A 20,550-nucleotide genomic window follows, 5' to 3' on the forward strand; every position below is an offset into this window, starting at 1 on the left:
CAGACGGAGGCATGTATGGGGCATTATCCGGAATTTTTTATCCCACCTAATGGGCAGCCATCGGATCCAGCCTCAACCCTTACCGGGATGCTCGTTCTGGCAAACACGCCGACTAGCGAACAACGGAAAGAGCTCACGCGTATTGCACAGGAAGGGCTATTAACTGCCCTACTTGCTTCGATCAATCTGGACGATCAACTAATCGCCGAGATTGCGCTGGCGTCTTTTCGGCACCCCTTAGGTTTTGACAAGATCGTGCTTGCTTCAAGGTACCCGGAGGCACAAGTTAGGCTACACCTCTGGAGGCATGCAAACGTGACGAACGTCGAACATATACATGATCACCGCTATGCGTTTTCCTCGGTTGTCCTAGTTGGGTCAATGCAAGCCAAGATTTACGCTCCACATGATAGCGGTCCCTCCTTCTCAGAGTTCATCGAAACCAGCGAGCCAGGAAGCGGCACATGGAAAATGTCGCCCAATGGAACCACAACAATTGCTTGCACCAAAAGCATCTATCTTGTCTCCGGGCAGGCGTACTCGATGACACCAGAGTCGCTACATCAAGTCATCCCTCCCTCCGAGTTTTCCGCCACGCTATTGCTGGAAAATCGACACCTGCGAAAATCTACACGAGTATTAGCGCCATTAGGCGAGATGCCCAACCGGATGCCTCAGCATGTTGCCATGAACGAATTCGAAGTCCGGCGCGCGCTCTGCGAACTCATCAACGCGATCAAATGAGTTGCAAATTTATTGTTAGGAGATTACGTGGCGGTCATAGATCAAATTCTGCCATTAGTCGGCGTTGGCATTGGAGCGGTTACCTCTTACCTAGTTACCGCAATGCACGATCGTACACGGTTTCGCCGAGAGCTCATAACGCGCTGGGACGCGCGTCGCATAGAAACATATGCTGAATACCTTAGCGACGTTAAGCATATGAGCACAATAGCGAGACGTCTTGCCGTAAATCGAGGCTGGGGTGAGGGCTGGCTTCCCGAAATAGATCAAGGCGAGGGTTTGATGCTCTGGGCAGAAGCGGAGACTCGGCGCTCTCGTTCCTCGGAGGCGATCGCTCTACTTGGCCAGGACCACACCATCGAAGCCGCTCGCCGTTTGAATCGCGCAGTGTGGCGAATGGAGCAGCAAGCTCTTAATGCACCTGCGGACGGCGAGGAAGAATGGTGGAAGAGCGTTGAGGATTTTGCGAATACCATAGGCGAATTTCACGAATCGGCACGGCGCGAACTGGGAGTACAAGGCAAATATTTGCCACCTGCACTGGATCCATCCTGGCTTTAGCAGGGCGCTTATCAAGTGAGCCCTTTTCATCCTGGGTACCGGCCCTCTTCGATGAGCTGCAGGACGAGGATGGCTTGCACGAGTGCGGTCGCTCGATGCGGCAGCAGCGCAGCTTGGTCACCACTTCCAGCTCTTCAAGGTCGCGACGGCGCGTTCGCCGATAGCGCGGATGCTGGCGTGGGCGCGGTTGACCTCTCGCTGGCTGCGAGACAGCCAAGGCCGATGGCGATGCCGCTTGAACGGTGTCCGGATCGTGCCGCCCGCACCTTGATGACCCTTGTCTGCGAAGGTCTTGATGCCGACGTCGGTCAACGCGTTGATCAGACCGACCGTCCGAGCCGCGGCCACGTCGTGCACCGCTCCCGGTAGCGCCGTCGAGGCCCACACCAGCCGGTCCACCGGATCGGCCAACAGTTGCACGTGTTCACCCCATGCTGCTTGTGCTTGCCGCTGTAGTACAGCCGCTCGTCGGCCAGACGGTCAACGGGGATGAGGGTGCCGTCCAAGATGAGCGAAGTGGCGAGGTCGGGGCGGTAGCAGTCGGGGTTTGCTTCGGCCAGCTCCCCGCGGATGGTGACGGCTTCCCGAAGTCGCCGGCAGTGCCTCGGCTGGACGGCCCAATTGAGCGGTCAACATCCCCACCGCGATGTGAGAGGGCTGTTGCAGAGACCTTGCCATCGGCATTCTGCTAGCTCTCCCAAAAGCTGCTATCAGGTAGTAAGCCCCAGGTGATTAATGGTGCGAAAGCAGATTTGAGAATGCTAGCTGTTGGTGTGATCTGGCCCAGATGTGCCGCCACCACGACTCGCCCAGCTCCAGCGGCTAGATCAGCTAGTTGGATGGAAGGATGTTCGCTGGATTTTCCAGTTGCGAAATATGCAACACGGGCCTTAGGGGCAATCCCGACGAGACTCGGATGTGTCACCCAGAGAGCCCGTAGCATTAGCATAACGAAGTCGGGCGTGAGTAGCGAGTGCTCATCATGTAGCAGCCTGAAGTCTCCGCTGGTTTGATACCAGTACCGAATGTTGTCGGGAATCAGAGCAGCAAGCGGATCCAGATGCGGTACGGAGGAGGTTCTATGCGTTGTATCGTATACCAGTCGCTCAGCATAAGGGCGTGTCTCAAGTAGCAGGATCAAGATTTCTTCAACCGACCGGCGATGGCAAATCCATCGGGCTTGATCTAGGCGCCGATAAAATGACTGAACATCCTCCTTGACGCCTTGTCGTTGCACTGCACGCGCAAGACCTACAAAGGCGACAATTAGTGGTTCCCAGGCATCTTTTAGAGCTCGCGGCCCGTCCCGGAAAAATGTACGTGCCATGCGCCGGGCGGAGCCATTCCGATATAGGTCAATATCATGATCATAGGCCCATTCTTCAATAAGCAGATCGATCATTTTTGATACTGCCACGAAGCGCTTCTCTGCAACTACAATATTGGTACGATCGGCCAATGGTCCACCCGACTCGAAGAGTTCTACTAACTCTCGCGCGGCACGCTCTTTGCTGAAGTGGGAAAACTTCAATTCGCGTGCCTGCGTGATACGCAGACGCCTTCGTAGATCCTCTACTAATGGGGCGGCCATATCATCGTCGATCTTCAGTGCTGCATGAGCAATCACTGACTGCCGATCCGTCAAGTTCTCGCCGGTAGTGCCCGACTCGTCCGCAGCTACCCAAGGAAACTGTTGATCGTCCTTCGTGGGATCCTGCTGCGCTATTGGCCAACTATCAATATCCCAGTCGTGATATTGTCCGCTAAGCGCATTGTCTTCATCTATGGGCATAGGTGAATTTTATCATGGGTAAGTATCATGCGCGTGCTCGAAGGCGATCCACGGTTAGACGCTGTAGGCGTGTCCTGTTGCACGTCGTTCTAGCCTGTGTTCCTGTCGCTTCACGGCTGCTATCGAATGACGAACTGAGTGACACGAAAACGGAATGCCGTAGAACTGTGCGGGCGTCCGTGGATAGTCGGGCGATGACCACGTTCGCGCACTGTTGACCTGCTTGACCAATGGACATAACAGTAGGGCCACGCGTTTCTACTGACCTTAAAAGTGTGGCGTCGCAGATAGCTGACGGGTAGTGATCCCTGAGGTACGCCGTCGTCATGCGATACGCGCAGGGTGGCTGGCTGACCGCCGAGCGTCGGGCCTTTCGTGAACGGTTGCGCCTTGAGGCGGCCGGGCGATTCGTGGCCGGACAGGACAACGCGGTCATCGTCCGTGATCTGCGGGTGGCTCAGATCCGGCAATCGGAGGAACCGCCAGAGACCAGCTACGTTCAGCCGGGTCTACTGGAATGCCAGCACGCCGAAGCGCTGCGGCGACTCGGTGATCTCATACCAGCTCAGACCTACGCAGAGGAAGCGCTCAGGCACGCTGACACCTGCCACCTACGCGGCCAGACACACAGGCTCGCCACCCTCGCCCTGATCTTGGCCGAGCGTCGCGAACTGGACCAGGCCGTCGCCACCGCCCAAACCGTGTTGGAGCGCGCACACGGCATGGAGTCCCAGCGCATCGCCGAAAGGGTCGCCACAGTGGCCGACGCGCTGCGCCCTTTCGACGCCCATGTGGCCCGCGGGTTTCTGGCACGGGTACGCCAACAGGCACGCGGTGCCCTTGTAGCGTGGGACTCAGATCGGACAACCACGCTGGGAGTACGCCGCATGCGCTGGCAGATCAACTCCGAAGAGCCGCTCTACACCGACCCGTGGCTCGACATCCGGGTCGCGGATGTCGAGCTGCCCGACGGCAGGCATCTGGACCACCGGTTGATCCGCACCGCGCCCGGAGCCGGAGCCGTGGTCACCGACGAACGGCGCCGGGTGCTACTGATTTGGCGGCACCGCTTCATCACCGACTCCTGGGGATGGGAGATCCCCATCGGGAAGATCGAAGACGGAGAGGAACCGGCAGGCGCCGCAGCACGCGAAGTCGAAGAAGAGACCGGCTGGCGCCCCGGCCTGCTACGCCCATTGGTGAAAGTCCAGCCGACCAACGGCATCTCCGACTCCGTTCACCACATCTTCCACGCCGACAACGCCACCTACATCGGCCCGCCTACCGAGGGCTGGGAGGCCGAACGCGTCGAGTGGGCGCCGCTGAGCGACGTCCCCCGACTGGTCGGCAAAGGCGAACTCGTGAGCGGCACCAGCATGGCCGCGCTGCTCTACGCCCTCACCGAGATATAGGGGCCGGCCGAAGTCCGAACAGAGCAGACACGGCAGGCGATCAGCCGATCATGGCCAGACAGCAGGACGGCTCACGCCCGTGAGTCGAGCGCGAGCCGTACAGCGGGACCTGCGGAAACTACTCTTCGGTCGGGACCAGACCCGTCTGGCAGGCGGCCCACTCGGATGGGTCACCTAGCTTGACGTTGGTACCGCCGATGCCGCAATGCCCGTTTGGCACCTTAAAGAGGTATTGCTGGTGGTAGAGCTTAACTCTCCGCAACAATTAATGCGAGGAGAGTTACATGACCAATGTCCCAGTCGTCTCTTACGCTCGCATTTCCGCTGACATCAGGCGGGATGAGCACGGGGTGCAGGATCAGCACCGCCTCAACCGGGAGACGGCGGAACGGCACGGGTGGACGGTCGTCCACGAGTACACGGACAACGACAAGTCAGCCGCCAAGGCCGATGTCGTACGTGACGACTTCGAGGCCATGCTGCGGGTTCTTCGGGCCGGCGAACTCCCCGACGGTACGGCGGTACAAGGCGTCGTGATCGTCGCCGAAGACCGTCTCGCCCGGCGTCCCGGCGACTACGAACGCTTCGTAGAGGCGATCACCTACCAGGACGGCCGCGTGTTCGCCGACGCTCGCGGCACGAAAGACCTGTACAGCGAGGACACCGAGAGCATGGGCCTCTTCGGTGCGGTGATCTCCAAGATGGAGGTCCGCAAGATGCAGCGCCGCATGCGCCGCTCGCACCGCACGCGCGCCGAGCAAGGTCTCCCGGTCGGCGGTACGCGTCCCTTCGGCTGGAAGCCTGACCGTCTCACCCTTGACCCCGAGGAGGCACCTCTCGTACGGCAAGCGGTGCTGGACCTCATCGCAGGGCGCTCGTTCCACTCCATTACGAACCAGTGGCGTCGGGAGGGCGCGAAGACCTCGCTGGGCAACGAGTGGACAACCCCCTCGCTCAAGCTCAACGTGCAGAACCCCCGCATCTGCGGCTGGCAGGAGATCAACGGCGAACTCGTCCGCGACCCCGCGGGCAACCCCGTGGTCGGCCAGTGGGAGCCGATCGTGACGCCAGAGCAGTGGATGGCCGTCAAGAACATCTTCGATGCCCGCAGAGGCCACTACATCCACCGTGACGGGCGTATCGGCCACATCCTCACACCGGACTTCCGCGAGCCGAACTACCTGCTCACCGGCTTCCTCCGTTGCGGTCGCGCCAAGCCGGACGGTTCCCTTTGCAACACCTCTCTGCGCGTCACCCATAGCAAGGACTGTTCCAGCACATCTACCTCTGTCCAGGCAAGACCGTCGGCGGCTGCGGCGGAGTTGGACGGCGCGGCGACATGTCGGTCTCTTTATCTCGGAAGCGGTACTTGCCAAGCTGGAGCAGGTCAAACTCGCCGCGTCCACTACTCCCGCCGAGTGGCCGGGTCAGGCAGAGTACGAGAGCGCGAAGACCCACCTGGAGGAGCTGCGCGTGCAGTGGACGGCGGGCAACATCACGAACGAGCTGTTCTTCTCGACGGCTCCGGAGCTTGAGAAGCGGATCGCCCGACTTCGCACCGAGGCGCAAGGCTTCACCGCTGCCACGCAGCGCCGCCAAGCCCGTTCCAACACCGACATCACCGAGATCCGCCGACGCTGGTACCTGCCGGAGGAGGAAGACGGTCTGCCCCTCACCATCAAACGGTCCTACATCCGTGAAGCCCTCCTGGCCGTGATCATCTACCCCTCCGGCAAGGGACGCAGGAAGTTCAACCCCGACCTGCTGGAGCCGATCTGGCGAGAAGGCTGAGCCCAAGACGTCCAGGACGTCTGAGAAGGCTGTCTCCCTTACCTACGGGCGACAGCCTTCTTACTTTGCCTTCGGAAACACCGGTGACAACCGGACTTCTACGGACCCAGCCGGACGTCCACGGTACGTACCGGACGTCTGCGCTCGCGTCGCCGCCGGAACTCCGACCTGCGTAAACACGTTCTCCGAGTGGTACAACGTACTCACACCAAGAGCCACCGTCCCTCTACAGCACGACCACAGCGAACATCTCGGCGAATCACCTCAAGGCGCATAGACGATTCCGGGCAAGCACATCCACGACCACTGATGACCCGTCGGATTTCCCGGCCCGACGGCAGGTGTCCACACAGAGCGCGCCATTCACCTTCTCGCCGCACTCCATTCCTGTTCTCTCGCTGCTGGTACCACCGCCAAGGGCTGTCTTCGGGCTGCCTTGGCGCTGGCATCTGGTCGTGCTCGTCAGGCACGGCGGTGGCTCCCGCCCACTAGCCGAGGAGGCCACCTGAACCAACCGAACGAGCTGTCTGCCCAGGAGTGGGGCAAGCAGCAAGCCGCACGATACCCTCGCTGGTCAGAGGAGAAGTGGCAGCGCATCGCCACCGTGCTCGGCGTATGCGTCGCCCGCCAAACCCCGTCCGACGGCTCCTCCGGGAAGGACGCCGTATGAGCGAGGTTCCTCACCCGTCACCCGAGATGCTGGCCGTGATGCAGCGAGCGGCCATGCCCGACTTCGCCCGCTGGCAGCAGATGGTCTATGCCACGGGCGGCTGCGCCCAACCGGTCCGGCTGCACGGCGAGAGATACACGCTGGACAGCCGGACGGGCGAAGTCCTCGACGTGTACCGAACCACTGACGAGCCGACCGGCTTCCTGCTCACAGCCTGCGGCAACCGGCGCGCGTCCAGATGCCCGGCCTGCTCGGCGGTTTACAAGGACGACACGTACCACCTGATCATCACCGGCCTACGCGGCGGCAAGGGCGTTCCGGAGGAGGTCAGCCAGCATCCCCGCGCGTTCGTCACCTTCACCGCCCCCTCCTTCGGTGCCGTCCACGCCCATCGCGAGCAGTCCGGCCGGACGCTCCCATGCCGTCCGCGCCGGGACCGTCCCGTCTGCGAGCATGGCCGGCTGAAGGGCTGCGGTTCGCGTCACGAGCGCGATGACGTCCAGGTCGGGCAGCCCTTGTGCGTGGACTGCTACGACTACATCGGGGCCGTCCTGTGGAACGCCCACGCAGGAATGCTCTGGCGGGAGTTCACCAAGACCGTGCCGAGCGTCCTGGCCCGCCTGCTCGGCATCACCCGAAGGGAGCTGCGCCGGACGGTCCGCCTCTCGTACGCCAAGGTCGCCGAGTACCAAGCGCGCGGTCTGGTCCACTTCCATGCCGTCGTCAGACTCGACGGACCGGACGGACCCGCCGACCGCCCTCCGGGCCACATGTCGCCGCGTACGTGGCCAAGTACGCGACCAAGGGAGCCGAGTCCGCAGGGACCGTAGACCGTCCGATTCGGCATGCCGGACAGATCGCCTGTCTGGAGGTCACCGAGCACGCTCGCCGTATGATCTACACCTGTTTCAGCCTCGCCGAGCTTCCGCCCTACCGAACCCTGCTCCTGCGACAGTGGGCGCACATGCTCGGCTACCGGGGACACTTCTCCACCAAGTCCCGTCACTACTCGATCAGACTCGGGGACATTCGACAGGCCCGCGCCGACTTCCGTGCCGAGCAAGCCCGACTGATCACGGGCACGCCGCCTCCCGATCCGGAGAAGACCGTGACGGTGGGCGAATGGCACTATGCCGGAAGCGGCCCCTGCCACGGAGAGGCTTTCTGGGCCGAGGTAGCCCGGCTACGGATCGCCACCGCTCGCAAGATCGCACGACAACAAGCAGGCGAGAACCGATAGAGCCCTGTGCCTCTAGGTCTAGAGAGATCACCTCTAGGTCTAGAGGCACACCTAGAGCCCCATTAGCCGCCTGACCAGGAACTTAGCGTCTAGAGGCTCTAATCTCGCCGGGCTCCATCGGGCCAGATCACCCGTACGGGCACCTCCCGCCGTCGCGCCTCGGCCACCACGTCAGCAGTGCCGCCATAGCCTCGGGCAGGCTGCCCGTCCCAGACGGCGAACAACACATCGGCATCGTCTAGCATCCGCGCACTGGCCGCCATGTGCGATTCCGCGGTGGACTCCACACAGTCCAGCCGGTAAGTCCGGACCGCCCGGCCCAGCAACTCGTCGTACGCAGCATGGCACTCGCCTGGCAACCCGTCCCGATACTCCTTGGCCGGGATCACGGCTTCCAGCACGCCGCCGAGATCGAGTACCGCACGAGCGAAGATCTGATCAGCCCCGTCCGCCAGACAGGACAACCCGGCGACTCCAGGACCGTACTCAGCAAGCGCCTCACGTACCGCCCCGTCAATCAGTACGGCGGTCTCCTCCGGCAAGCCCCGATGACCGGACACAGCGATGCGAACCATGATCCCCCTAGATCAGAGTGGCGTGAAGACGCTCATCGAACGAACGCAAAGCAGCGGACGACGGCCCGACATACGATCGACGGAAGTTCTTGACCCGGTGCAGGACCCGCTCAGAGCCATACGTCGTAGCCACAGTGAGCGCATTGGATGCCAGATACAGCGCCTCGTCATAACGCCCCGACATGGCCTCAGCCGTCGCCACCTCCGTCATGAGCACACCCCGCTGCTTCGCACTGGGCTGGGCCAACGAAAGCGACTCGTTGAACGCGGCAACGGCTTCAACCGGCCGCCTGAGCCGTACCATCACCAGGGCGCGATACCCCGCCAGCTTGGCGTAATCGAACGGGAACACCCACGGCCAGGGTGGCGCGATGGCCCGCTGACCAGCTCGTACCGCCGCCTCAGCCGCACTCAACGCCTGAAGCGCTGCCGCCTCGTCCCGCGCGGTCGCATGGCCGAGCGCTTCGAGACTCGACAGCCACGCACAAGCGATGGCCGGTGGCCGCTCACCGATCTCCCGCCGCGCCCGCGCCAAGAGCTTCAGCCCGATTAGCGGACCGTCGGCGTCGATCTCGAATGCGGCCAGACTTCCGATCATGTACGCCGCCAGCAGCGCATGGTTGGCCTGTCGTGCACTGTCGACGGCGCGACGGTAGTACAGGCGCGCCGAACCGGTGTCCTGCATATCGGCATGCACCCAGGCCGCGAAGCCTGCCGCCTCGCTCAGACCGGCTTGGATCTCGTCAGCATGCGGAGACCGCGACGCGCGGCCGAGGACGCGGCTCGCGAGATCGACCTGCGCTACAGCCGGCCTGGCGAGTTCCCGCGCAGGCGTGACGGCCTCCAATCGACGCTGGGCGCCGGTGATGCTGGTCAGCGTGGCAGCCGTCGTCTCATCCACATCGGGACGCTTGGGCAGGGCCACCCCCGCCAGCGCGGTCAACGCCACGGCCTTGCCGAAATCTCTGCGCTTCGTCGGATCGTCATCCCCTCGGGCTCCGAATCGGAGCAAGTGAAGCGGCACCCCGATCTGGATAGATATCTCCCGAACCTGGTCCACAGTGAGCGGCTGACGACCGCGCAACACCTTGGACACCCAACTCTGGGAGTAGCCAATCGCCTCAGCGAGCTGGCCCTGCGTCCAACCGTGCGCCCGCCGCACCTCTTCGAGGATGGTTGGTAGATCGCACTCGGCGAGAGCGGCGGCCACAACTGGCCCGGACCAGAACTGCGGCGGTATCTGGGTCACAACGCTAGGTTAAGCCGCTGACCTCGGCCGTACCGATATTCGTGACGGGAATACCCGTACCACCAGCAGAACTAGGTCGTTCACCTGCAGTTTCATGACGGCAACGCTCAGTACATGAACGAACTACCGCCTCACCCCTTGGCCGCCGCACAACAACTGGCCGCCGCCCTTGCGGACGAGGGAATCACTGCCGACGTCCATCACGACCTTGGCACACCCATGGTGTCAGTCTGGGTCGGCCTGATCGTTTGGTGCGCGGACGGCACGTACTGGTGGCGCACCGATTGGAACCCACGCAGACACCGACCGATCTACGCAGGGCACCCCTTCACCCAGCCGGCCCGCGCCGCCCACCGAGTCGCCCTTCGCTACACGCAACTACGCATGTCGCATCCGCTCTCATCACTGATCGCCGGAGCGCAGCCGTGCCCCTGACCGTGCAGCAAGTGCTCAGGAGATTCCCTGGCTGGCAGATCACCGACATGTCCGGCGGCTGGGTCGCCATGCGAGTCAACTTCATGCCCAAGATCAGCGGCCTCTCCAACATACGTTGCGGAGAGACCTTGGAGGAACTAGCCGGGAATCTACACGCCGAGATCAGGCACCAGAAGTCACGGCAGCCCGCGGTAGGCGGGTAATTCGATGGCAACCCGACCCGGAGCGCAGGGCCTCCAGGCCCGAGCACCGGAAGCGGGGCGGCAGCATGAGCCTCCATCATCGCCATGACTCTTGATCATCGCCTCCGAACGACGAAGAGACGGCACATCCGCCCACGATCGCTATTACCGGACGCCGATGCCTACGGCGTCTATAGGGCCCGCCAGTGGAACCTGGCCATAGAGGAGACGGAAGACCGTAAATCGCAAGCCTCAGCAGGGTGCCTCGTGTGCCATACCACAGACTCGCCGGGCGTTCTGTAGCATATCAGTCATGTCGGCACATCCCCCAGTTGCCAGCTATGTCGGCAAAAGCGTGCGTTGGTATCAAATCGGCAGAAGAGTAGCGGAAAGGAGAAAATGGCTAAAGTACTTACGTTGGCAGGCAATCTCCCGCGCCCTCAGTGAGAACGACACCATCCTCTCGGAGAAGGTGGGGCAAGCAGCCACCGCATTCTGCGATGCCCTCGACATCACAGAATTTCCGATAGATCAAGATCGCTCCAGCGCGCTTCGGCGGCTAGGTCGCTGGGCCAGAGAAAAGATAACGTGGGGTATCCGTTTTCCTGATTATCGTGGTCGCCTCAGCCTAACATTCGACGACCGACTGAAGACATGGGTAAAGGAAGCCGCCGAAAGTCCCATGGGGCGAAAAGCGCTAGATTTTGCAGAATATCACGTCAACAAAGAAGGGCGCAGCGCGCTATTCGCTGAAGCGGTCCTCAACGAGGCGCATGGCGTGCTTATAGAAGCTCGTGAAGGCGAATCCCCGGGCGCCGCCCGCTGGGAGATGGCTGCTGAGATTCACCGCTATGTTCCGGACAGCGAGATCCGGCGTAGACATCAGCGCTGGAGAAGTACAGCGAGAGCCATCAGCGCCGGCGGCACAGCCGCCGTCACCACCCAGGTATTCACGGACGACCTGACCAAGTCCGTCACTCTAGGTGTTGCGCTTACCGCTCTGACGGCGATTGTTGAGTTGACAATTTCTACGCGTACGTTGTCTGGTCCCCAGATCGCGGTTCGGGAGCAGGTACGAGCCTGGCTCGAAGAAGCGCTGGTGGCACGACTGTGGGGCAACCTGCGCTGGGTGGGCGAATTGGGTAAGCAAATCGAGGAAACGGGAAGGCCACTACCCGTCGGCGACCTCATCATGGCCATGGCTAGGAATCTGGTCACTATCGAACCCTTTGACGACGACGCCAAGGTCTTTCGAGATGTGGACAGATTGAGAGAGCACGCCTTATCTGTTTCAGACCCCGAGCTCCTCGCATTCCTATTTCGCCTCGAGACAGCATTGCGACACAAGCCCAATACTCTGCCACATGCGTTCCGAGCATTGATCACTTCAGTGCGGGAACGGAACGCAATCGGAGAGGCAGACACAGGAGCAAGGCTCGGTATTACGCAGACGAACACAGCAATCGAACGCGATTGACCGACCTGGCCACGTATATGCGTGACTGGAAGCTATACAATTCGGACATGAACTGCACAACCTGCGGAAGCTTCGCCGAGTACACGGGCTGACATCCATCAATATGGAACACACATCAGGCTATATGACCGCGCACCGTGAAGTGATTTCGGTCGGCGCCAGCTTGCCTTCGTAGCCGCTCGACGCGTGGGCGGTGCTGGTCGCGACCGGCCGAAGAGCCGCAGCGCGGCCAGCGACCGCCCGAAGCGCGGCAGGCCGCCGCAGGCGGGCTGCCCTTGACCTTGTAGAGAAGATTGTCGCCGCGACTACTTGCGGCGGCCAGAACTTCCCTGGGCATCACCGATGATCAGCTCGCCGATTCGGACCAACCGAGCGACGTACGTTCGGCCTTCGCGACGTCGTAGACGCGGAAGGAGCGCCCGCAGATCACGAGCGGACTCCTTCACAACTCGAAGTTGATCAGCGTCCAACACACCCCTCTGGCTTCCAACGTAGCTGGTCAGAGGGCCTGCCATGCAGAAGTCCAGGTACGCGACCGGTTGCTCGTAGATGTCGACGCCGCGCAGGTCGTCGGGGAACGGCAGGCCCATGTGCTCCGCCCAGAGCACACAGACCTCATCGAAGACCGCCTTGTTCACTCGCCGGCAGGCGCGACACCCACCGGGCAAGCGACCCCGGTGCCGCCGATCCCGCAGTACCCATTGGGTACTTTGTACAGGTATTGCTGGTGATAGTCCTCCGCGTAGTAGAACGGCCCGGCTTCGGCCAGTTCGGTGGTGATGTCGCCGTAGCCGGCCGCCCTCAGCACCCCCTGGTACGCCTCCCGCGAAGCCTCCGCCGCCTTGCGCTGCTCCGGCGAGTGGTAGTAGATGGCGGAGCGGTACTGGGTGCCGACGTCGTTGCCCTGGCGCATGCCCTGGGTGGGGTCGTGGGCCTCCCAGAAGACCTTGAGCAGCTCCTCGTACGAGATCCGGGCGGGGTCGAAGACCACGCGGACGGCCTCGGTGTGGCCGGTGAGGCCGGAGCAGACCTCCTCGTACGTCGGGTTGGGGGTGTAGCCGCCCTGGTAGCCAACGGCCGTGGTGACGACGCCCGGGGTCTGCCAGAACTTGCGCTCGGCGCCCCAGAAGCAGCCCAGGCCGAAGTCGGCCACCTCCAGCTCCTCGGGGTACGGCGGGGCCAGCGGAGCGTCCAGGACCGCGTGGCGCGGCGCCACGGCCATCCGCTCCGGGCGGCCCGGCAGGGCGTCCTCCGGCCGGACCATCGATGTCTTGTTGCCGCCGAACAGCCAGCCCATGGCACTACCTCCAGCTCGCCTTCTCGGGTCAGCCTACCTGGGCCGCCGCGGCGGGCCCGGTGGGCTTCACCTCTCGCAACGCTTTAGGAGATCTACACATTTCCGCTTAGAGGATGAAATTTGTGGTTAAAGGTGGTAACGGGCGAAGATGGGGTTCATGCCTGACTCTCGGCGCGGTGTGCTGTACGGGATCGCCGCCTACACCATGTGGGGCCTCTTCCCCCTCTACTGGCCTCTCCTCAAGCCCTCCGGCGCCGTGGAGATCCTCGCCCACCGGATGGTGTGGTCGCTGGTGTCCGTTCTCGCGGTGCTCGCCGTACGCCGCCACTGGTCCTGGTTCAGGGAGCTGGCCCGGCAGCCGCGCAAGCTCGCCCTGCTCACGCTGGCCGCGATCACGGTCACGATCAACTGGGGCACCTACATCTACGCCGTCAACAGCGGCCACGTCGTGGAGACCGCGCTCGGCTACTTCATCAACCCCCTGGTCAGCGTGCTGTTCGGGGTGGTGCTGCTGCGCGAGCGGCTGCGTCCGCTGCAGTGGACGGCGGTCGGGTTCGGGGCGCTGGCGGTGGTGGTGCTGACCCTCGACTACGGCCGGCTGCCGTGGGTGGCGCTGGTGCTGGCCGTCAGCTTCGGCATCTACGGGCTGGTGAAGAAGAAGGCGAACGTCGAGGCCACCGAGAGCCTGGCGATCGAGACGATGGTGCTGCTGCTGCCCGCGCTCGGCTACCTGGTCTTCCTGCAGGCGAGCGGGGACGCGACGTTCCCCGGGCAGGGATGGGGGCACGCGGCGCTGCTGGTCGGGGCCGGGCTCGTCACGGCGGTGCCGCTGCTCTGCTTCGGCGTGGCGGCGATCAGGGTGCCGCTCAGCACGATCGGGCTGCTGCAGTACATCGCGCCGATCCTGCAGTTCGCGTGCGGGGTGCTGATCGCCAAGGAGGTCATGCCGTCCAGCCGTTGGATCGGGTTCTCGATCGTGTGGCTGGCCCTGGCGATCTTCACGTACGACAGCCTCAGGACGGCCCGCCAGGCCGCCCGGGTGCGCAGGAGCGCGGCCTCAGCCGGAACGCCGGACCACGTAGTCGCACAGAGCTAGGAACGCCTCCCGGGCCGGGATGTCCGGCAGGCCGGAGATGTCGTCCCGTGCCCGGTCCACCCACGCCTCCAGCTCCGCCCGCGACCGCGCCATGGCGGGGTCGGCGCGCAGCAGCTCCAGAGCCTCCTCGACGTCCTCCTCGGCCACGGGGCCCGACAGCAGCGCGGTCAGGCGCGTGGAGTCGCCGGCGGCCAGCGCGTAGAGCACGGGCAGGGTCTTGATGCCCTCGCGCAGGTCGGTGCCCGGCGTCTTGCCCGACTGGGCGCCGGAGGAGGCGACGTCGAGCAGGTCGTCGCCGAGCTGCCAGGCCACGCCGATCGCCTCGCAGGCGCGGCTCAGCCGCTCCTCCACGTCCGCGGGAGCTCCGGAGAGCAGTGCGCCGAACCGGCCGGAGGCGGCGATGAGCGAGCCGGTCTTGTCGGCGAGCACGTTGAGGTAGTGCGCGATCGGGTCCTCGCCGTCGCGCGGGCCCACGGTCTCGCGGATCTGGCCGCGTACGAGACGGGAGAAGGTCTGGGCCTGGATGCGGATCAGCTCGGGGCCGAGGTCCGCGAGCAGGTCGCTGGCCTGGGCGAAAAGGTAGTCGCCGGTCAGGATGGCCACGGTGTTGTCCCACCGGGCGTTCGCGGACGGAGAGCCCCGGCGCACCGGGGCCTCGTCCATGACGTCGTCGTGGTAGAGCGAGCCGAGGTGGGTCAGCTCGATGACCACCGCGCCGGGCACCACGCCCGGCGCGGACGGATCGCCGAACTGGGCGGCCAGCAACACCATCAGAGTACGGAACCGCTTGCCGCCCGCCTCGATGAGGTGCTTGGACGCCTCCGTGACGAAGGCGTCCTCGCTCTCCACCGACGAGCGCAGGAGCTTCTCGACCGCGGCCAGTCCGTTGGCCACGTCCTGCGCCAACCGCTCGTCCTCAATGGGAAGGTCAACCACGGGTGGCGCAGACATAGAGATTCCCCTTATCTAATGAACAGGCTGCTAGCAGCGTCGTTGGCGATACCGAGCACGGACTCCGGGTAGAGCCCCACTCCTACGGTAACCAGCAGCGAAACCGCGATGACGGCCACGGTCCCCATACTGGGGACGGCGATCGCCGGGCCGTCGGCGGCGGGCTCGCTGAAGAACATCAGCACGATCACGCGGACGTAGAAGAACGCGGCCACCGCGGAGGCGATCACGCCCACCACGACCAGGCCGGCCATCCAGCCGCCGATCGGGTCGCCGGGCTGCGTGCCGCTGTTGAGCGCGGCCGTGAACACGGCGTACTTGCCCATGAACCCGCTGGTCAGCGGGATGCCCGCGAACGCCAGCAGGAAGAAGGCGAACGTGCCGGCGAGCACCGGGGCCCGCTTGCCGAGCCCGGCCCACCGCGACAGATGGCCGGCCTCGCCGCCCGGGTCGCGGATCAGCGTGACGACCGCGAACGCGCCGACCGTGGTGACGCCGTAGACCGCGAGGTAGAACAGGATCGCCTTGAGCGAGACCGCGTTCTGCTCGGCGGTGCCGAAGGTCGCCATCACGCCGATGAGCAGGAAGCCCGCGTGCGCGATCGACGAGTACGCCAGCATCCGCTTGATCTCGGTCTGCGTGATCGCCAGCACCGAGCCGACGATCATGGTCAGCGCCGCGACGACCCAGATGACCGGACGCCATTCCCAGTCGAGGTTGCCGAGGCCGACCCAGAACACCCGCAGCACCGCGCCCACGGCCGCGACCAGCGTGCCGGAGGCCATGAGGGCGGTGATCGGGGTCGGGGCGCCCTGGTAGACGTCCGGCTTCCACGCCTGGAACGGCGCCGCGCCGATCTTGAAGAGCAGGCCCACGCCGAGCATGGCGAGACCGATCATCAGCAGCGGGTCCAGCCCGGACGCGGCCGACAGCGCCTGGTTGATGCCGGGCAGCGAGACGGTGCCCGCGAACCCGTAGACCATGGCGGTGCCGTACAGGAAGAACGCCGAGGAGAACGCGCCGAGCAGGAAGTACTTCATCGACGCCTCCTGCGACAGCAGGCGGCGCCGGCGGGCCAGGCCGCACAGCAGGTAGAGCGGCAGCGACATGACCTCAAGGGCCACGAACATCATCAGCAGGTCGTGCGCGGCCGGGAACAGCAGCATGCCGCCGACCGCGAACAGCACCAGCGGGTAGACCTCGGTGTGGCCGGAGCCGTTGTCGACGGACTCGGCCGCCTCCTCGTCGGAGCTGCCCGGCACGCTCGCGGCCGAGGCCACGAAGTGTCCCTCGTCGTTGATGAGCAGCACGCACACGAACGACAGGACGAGGATGACGCCCCAGAGGAACAGCGACGGGCCGTCCACGGCCAGCGCCCCCATGGCGGAGGGGGCGGTGGACACCTGGCCGCGCAGCACCTGCACCAGCACCAGCGCGAACGCGCCGGCCAGGCTCAGCAGGGTGAGCGGCACGTGGATGGACTTGCGCAGGTAGCGCGGCGCGAACGCCTCGACGAGCACGCCGATGATGGCCGCGCCGAACACGATCAGCAGCGGCGCCAGCGTGCCGTACTCGATCGTGGGTGCGTCAATGGCGGGGTTCACTGACCTGTCCCCTTCTCAGCGATGGTGGAGACCGGCACCTGCACGTTGGTCAGCGTCTGGTGCACGGACGGGTTGATCACGTCGAGCAGCGGCTTCGGGAAGAAGCCGAACCCGATGATCAGCGCGACGAGCGGGGCCAGGACCAGGATCTCGCGGACGTTGAGGTCCTTGAACGCCTTGACCGGCTCGGCCGTCGGACCGTTGATGGTCCGCTGCACCATCCACAGGATGTAGACGGCGGCGAGGACGACGGCGACCGCCGAGATCACGGCCGCGGCGGTCAGGGCGCCGGAGCCGTGGGCCTGGCTCTCGTACGTCCCGATCATGACCATGAACTCGCTGACGAAGGACGACAGGCCCGGCAGCGAGAGCCCGGCCAGACCGGCGACCAGGAAGAAGCCGGCCAGCACCGGAGCGACCCGCTGCACACCGCCGTAGTCGCTGATGAACGGCGACCCGCGGCGCGCGATGAGGAAGCCCGCCGCCAGGAACAGCGCGCCGGTGGCGAAGCCGTGGTTGACCATGTAGAGGGCGGCGCCGGACGACGCCGTCAGCGACATGGCGAACACGCCCAGCACGATGAAGCCGAAGTGCGAGATCGACGTGTACGCGATGAGGCGCTTCATGTCGGTCTGCCCGATGGCCACGATCGCGCCGTAGATGATGCTGATGACCGCCAGCACCACGATCGGCATCGTGAACGCCTTGGCGGCGTCGGGGAACAGCTCCAGGCAGAAGCGCAGCATGCCGAACGTGCCGACCTTGTCCAGCACGCCGACCAGCAGCACCGCGGCGCCGGCCGGGGCCTGGGCCGCCGCGTCGGGCAGCCAGGTGTGCACCGGCCACAGCGGCGCCTTGATGGCGAAGGCGATGAAGAAGCCGCCGAACAGCCACTTCTGCGTCGTCGGGTCCTGGATGGCCCCGACGAGCTCCGGGAACATGAACGTGGACTTGCCGGCCACGACGTAGAGCCCGATCACCGCGACCAGCATGAGCAGGCCGCCGAAGAGCGAGTACAGCAGGAACTTCACGGCCGCGTAGGACCGCTGGGCGCCGCCGTACGACCCGATCATGAAGTACATCGGGATGAGCATCGCCTCGAAGAACACGTAGAAGAGGAAGATGTCGGTCGCCGCGAAGACGCCGATCATCATCGTCTCCAGCACCAGCAGCAGCGAGAAGTACGTCTTCACCGACCGCTTGGGCGTGATGAGCGTGCCGTCGGCGGTCTTCACGCCGTCGGCGTCGTGCCAGGAGGCCAGCACCACGATCGGCACCAGCACCGCCGACAGCGCGATGAGCACGAGGGCCACGCCGTCGACGCCGACCCCGAACTTCACGCCGAAGCTCGGGATCCAGTTGTAGGCGGCGGTGAACTGGAAGCGGTCGCCGTCGGGGTCGAACCCGGCCGCCATGACGCCCGTGAGCACCAGCACCGCAAGCGAGACCAGCAGCGTGACCTGCTTGGCCAGCTTGTCGCTGCCCTTGGGGAGCAGGGCCACCACGATGGCGCCCACCACGGGCACCGCCATGAGTATCGGAAGCCAGGGTGACATCAGATGGTCCCAACGAGGAGCAGGGCGCCGGTCAACAGGGCGGCACCGATGAAGATGGACAACGCGTACGTCCTGGCGAAGCCCGTCTGGAGCCGCCGGAGGCGGCCCGAGCTGCCGCCGATGCCGGCGGCCAGGCCGTTGACCAGGCCGTCGATGCCGCGGTTGTCGAAGAACACCGCGAGGCGGGTCAGCCACTGGCCGGGACGCATGAACAGCGACTCGTTGAGCGCGTCGCCGTAGAGGTCACGGCGCGCGAACGTGGTGAGGAACGAGCCGCGCGGCTGCACGACCGGCACCTCGGCCCGGCCGTAGCGCATCCAGGCGAAGACCGCGCCGACCGCGACGAGCGCGAGCGTGACCAGACCCGGCGTGGAGAACGGCGCGAAGTGCGGCGTCTCGGCGATCGAGCCGCCGACCGCCGGGATCAGGAACTGGTAGAGCGTCCCGCCCAGCACCAGCCACGCGCCGAGGCCCAGCGCGCCGAGCGACAGCACCATGAGCGGCACCGTCATGACGGCCGGGGACTCGTGCGGGTGGGCGTCGTCCGCCCACCGCTTCTGCCCGAAGAAGGTCATGAAGACCATCCGGGACATGTAGAAGCCGGTGATGCCCGCGCCGAGCACGGCCAGCCAGCCGAGCACCGGCGAGTGGTGCACCGCGGTCTCGATGATGCCGTCCTTGGTGAAGTAGCCGGACAGCAGCGGGAAGCCGATGATCGCGAGGTAGCCGATGAAGAACGTGATGAACGTGATCGGCATGAACTTCCGCAGACCGCCGTACTTCCGCATGTTCACCTCGTCGTTCATGCCGTGCATGACCGAGCCGGCGCCGAGGAAGAGGTCGGCCTTGAAGAAGCCGTGCGTGATGAGGTGGCCGATGGCGAAGGCGTAGCCCGCCGGGCCGAGGCCCGCGCCGAGCATCATGTAGCCGATCTGCGACATGGTCGAGCCGGCCAGGCCCTTCTTGATGTCGTCCTTCGCACAACCGATGATGGCACCGGCGAGCAGCGTGGCCGCGCCGACGATGGTGACGGCCAGCGCCGCCCCCGAGCCCTCGGGGAAGAAGAACGCGCCGGAGCGGACCACCAGGTAGACGCCCGCGGTGACCATGGTCGCGGCGTGGATGAGGGCCGAGACCGGGGTCGGGCCCTCCATGGCGTCGAGGAGCCAGGACTGCAGCGGGAGCTGGGCGGACTTGCCGCACGCGCCGAGGAGCAGCAGCAGGCCGATGGCGAGCATGACGCCGTCGGAGGCGCCGGCCTCGCCGATCTTGCCGTAGAGGTCCTTGAAGGCGAGCGTGCCGAACGTCGTCCAGATGAGGAACATGCCGACCAGCAGGCCGAAGTCGCCGACGCGGTTGACGACGAACGCCTTCTTCGCCGCGACCGCCGCCGACGGCTTGAACTGCCAGAAGCCGATGAGCAGGTAGGACGCCAGGCCGACGCCCTCCCAGCCGATGAACAGCCCGACGTAGTTGTCGGCCAGCACCAGCAGGAGCATCGCCGAGACGAACAGGTTGAGGTAGGCGAAGAACCTGCGCCGGTGCTCGTCGTGCGCCATGTAGCCGATCGAGTAGATGTGGATCAGCGAGCCCACACCGGTGATCAGCAGCGCGAAGCTGATCGACAGCGGGTCGATCAGCAGCCCCATCTTCAGGTCGAGGTTGGGGATGAACTCGTACAGCTCGACCGCCCGGCGCCGCTCGCTCGCACCGAACCCGATCAGCTCGAAGAACGCCAGCACCGCCACGACGAACGAGGCGAGGGACATGGCCACGCCCAGCAGATGGCCCCAGCGGTTGGTGAGCTTGTTGAACGCCAGCAGGATGAACGCCCCGACCAGCGGGAAGGCGATCATCAGCCAGGCGTTGCCGATCACGCCGCCGGTGTGCTGGGTGATCTGAGCGATTTCAGACTCCA

General features: G+C 64.6%; 17 protein-coding genes and 1 pseudogene. 9 read left to right on the forward strand and 9 right to left on the reverse strand.

Features of this window, described 5'->3' with window-relative positions; translation table 11 throughout:
• The first annotated feature begins 15 nt into the window (after nt 1-15).
• Nucleotides 16-744 carry a hypothetical protein gene (locus tag SMD20_RS28220; protein WP_329586825.1) on the forward strand — a complete coding sequence of 243 codons (729 nt, stop codon included), beginning with the start codon at nt 16-18 and terminating at the stop codon, nt 742-744.
• Nucleotides 745-942: 198 nt separating this feature from the next.
• Nucleotides 943-1,305 (forward strand): hypothetical protein, encoded by a 363-nt coding sequence (locus tag SMD20_RS28225; RefSeq protein ID WP_329586828.1) that lies wholly within the window; start codon nt 943-945, stop codon nt 1,303-1,305.
• A gap of 26 nt (nt 1,306-1,331) precedes the next feature.
• On the opposite strand, the pseudogene SMD20_RS28230 reads toward SMD20_RS28225, so the two are convergent.
• Nucleotides 1,332-1,814 (reverse strand): annotated as a pseudogene (locus SMD20_RS28230) (transposase family protein); the annotation flags it as partial.
• 179 nt (nt 1,815-1,993) lie between these two features.
• Nucleotides 1,994-3,097 (reverse strand): hypothetical protein, encoded by a 1,104-nt coding sequence (locus tag SMD20_RS28235; RefSeq protein ID WP_329586830.1) that lies wholly within the window; start codon nt 3,095-3,097, stop codon nt 1,994-1,996.
• Nucleotides 3,098-3,984: 887 nt separating this feature from the next.
• On the opposite strand from SMD20_RS28235, the gene SMD20_RS28240 reads away from it, so the two are divergent.
• From SMD20_RS28240 to SMD20_RS28260, 5 genes are all read left to right on the forward strand, one after another.
• Entirely contained in the window at nt 3,985-4,509 is a 525-nt protein-coding gene (locus tag SMD20_RS28240) for an NUDIX hydrolase (RefSeq protein WP_329592691.1), read from the forward strand.
• A gap of 284 nt (nt 4,510-4,793) precedes the next feature.
• Nucleotides 4,794-6,044, forward strand: coding sequence for a recombinase family protein (locus SMD20_RS28245; protein WP_329586833.1), 1,251 nt, complete (start codon nt 4,794-4,796; stop codon nt 6,042-6,044).
• Nucleotides 5,983-6,300 carry a hypothetical protein gene (locus tag SMD20_RS28250; protein ID WP_329586836.1) on the forward strand — a complete coding sequence of 106 codons (318 nt, stop codon included), beginning with the start codon at nt 5,983-5,985 and terminating at the stop codon, nt 6,298-6,300. Before SMD20_RS28245 ends, SMD20_RS28250 begins: the two co-directional genes overlap by 62 nt.
• 666 nt (nt 6,301-6,966) lie before the next feature.
• On the forward strand, nt 6,967-7,800 hold the full coding sequence (locus SMD20_RS28255) for a replication initiator (RefSeq protein WP_329586839.1): 834 nt from the start codon (nt 6,967-6,969) through the stop codon (nt 7,798-7,800).
• Nucleotides 7,755-8,210, forward strand: a complete 456-nt coding sequence (locus tag SMD20_RS28260; protein ID WP_329586842.1) for a replication initiator — start codon at nt 7,755-7,757, stop codon at nt 8,208-8,210. The genes SMD20_RS28255 and SMD20_RS28260 overlap by 46 nt, the downstream gene beginning before the upstream one ends.
• A gap of 98 nt (nt 8,211-8,308) precedes the next feature.
• Here SMD20_RS28260 and SMD20_RS28265 read toward each other — a convergent pair whose 3' ends face one another.
• Together SMD20_RS28265 and SMD20_RS28270 are read right to left on the reverse strand one after the other, a co-directional pair.
• Entirely contained in the window at nt 8,309-8,785 is a 477-nt protein-coding gene (locus SMD20_RS28265) for a hypothetical protein (RefSeq protein WP_329586845.1), read from the reverse strand.
• A gap of 7 nt (nt 8,786-8,792) precedes the next feature.
• Entirely contained in the window at nt 8,793-10,034 is a 1,242-nt protein-coding gene (locus SMD20_RS28270; protein WP_329586848.1) for a helix-turn-helix domain-containing protein, read from the reverse strand.
• A 930-nt stretch (nt 10,035-10,964) separates the two neighbouring features.
• Here SMD20_RS28270 and SMD20_RS28275 point away from each other — a divergent pair.
• A complete protein-coding gene (locus SMD20_RS28275) occupies nt 10,965-12,128 on the forward strand; it encodes a hypothetical protein (protein ID WP_329586851.1) in 1,164 nt (387 codons plus the stop codon).
• Between the two features lie 634 nt (nt 12,129-12,762).
• Here SMD20_RS28275 and msrA read toward each other — a convergent pair.
• The gene (gene msrA, locus SMD20_RS28280; RefSeq protein WP_329586854.1) at nt 12,763-13,425 is read right to left on the reverse strand and encodes a peptide-methionine (S)-S-oxide reductase MsrA; all 663 of its coding nucleotides are present in this window, start codon (nt 13,423-13,425) and stop codon (nt 12,763-12,765) included.
• Between the two features lie 157 nt (nt 13,426-13,582).
• Here msrA and rarD point away from each other — a divergent pair, with 157 nt between their 5' ends.
• Complete coding sequence (rarD, locus tag SMD20_RS28285) at nt 13,583-14,521, forward strand: EamA family transporter RarD (protein ID WP_329586857.1); 939 nt, start codon at nt 13,583-13,585, stop codon at nt 14,519-14,521.
• Here rarD and SMD20_RS28290 read toward each other — a convergent pair.
• The 4 genes from SMD20_RS28290 to nuoL are packed head-to-tail and all read right to left on the reverse strand — an operon-like array spanning nt 14,483 to nt 20,488.
• The gene (locus SMD20_RS28290) at nt 14,483-15,472 is read right to left on the reverse strand and encodes a polyprenyl synthetase family protein (RefSeq protein ID WP_329586861.1); all 990 of its coding nucleotides are present in this window, start codon (nt 15,470-15,472) and stop codon (nt 14,483-14,485) included. The genes rarD and SMD20_RS28290 overlap by 39 nt on opposite strands.
• Before the next feature lie 11 nt (nt 15,473-15,483).
• Nucleotides 15,484-17,076: an NADH-quinone oxidoreductase subunit NuoN gene (gene nuoN / locus SMD20_RS28295; protein WP_329586864.1), complete on the reverse strand. Its 1,593-nt coding sequence runs from the start codon at nt 17,074-17,076 to the stop codon at nt 15,484-15,486.
• Entirely contained in the window at nt 17,073-18,632 is a 1,560-nt protein-coding gene (locus SMD20_RS28300; protein ID WP_329586867.1) for an NADH-quinone oxidoreductase subunit M, read from the reverse strand. The genes nuoN and SMD20_RS28300 overlap by 4 nt, the downstream gene beginning before the upstream one ends.
• Entirely contained in the window at nt 18,632-20,488 is a 1,857-nt protein-coding gene (nuoL, locus tag SMD20_RS28305) for an NADH-quinone oxidoreductase subunit L (RefSeq protein ID WP_329592692.1), read from the reverse strand. The genes SMD20_RS28300 and nuoL overlap by 1 nt, the downstream gene beginning before the upstream one ends.
• Nucleotides 20,489-20,550 lie beyond the last annotated feature (62 nt).

This window comes from Nonomuraea sp. LP-02 (assembly GCF_036289125.1).
GTDB classification, from domain to species: domain Bacteria; phylum Actinomycetota; class Actinomycetes; order Streptosporangiales; family Streptosporangiaceae; genus Nonomuraea; species Nonomuraea bangladeshensis.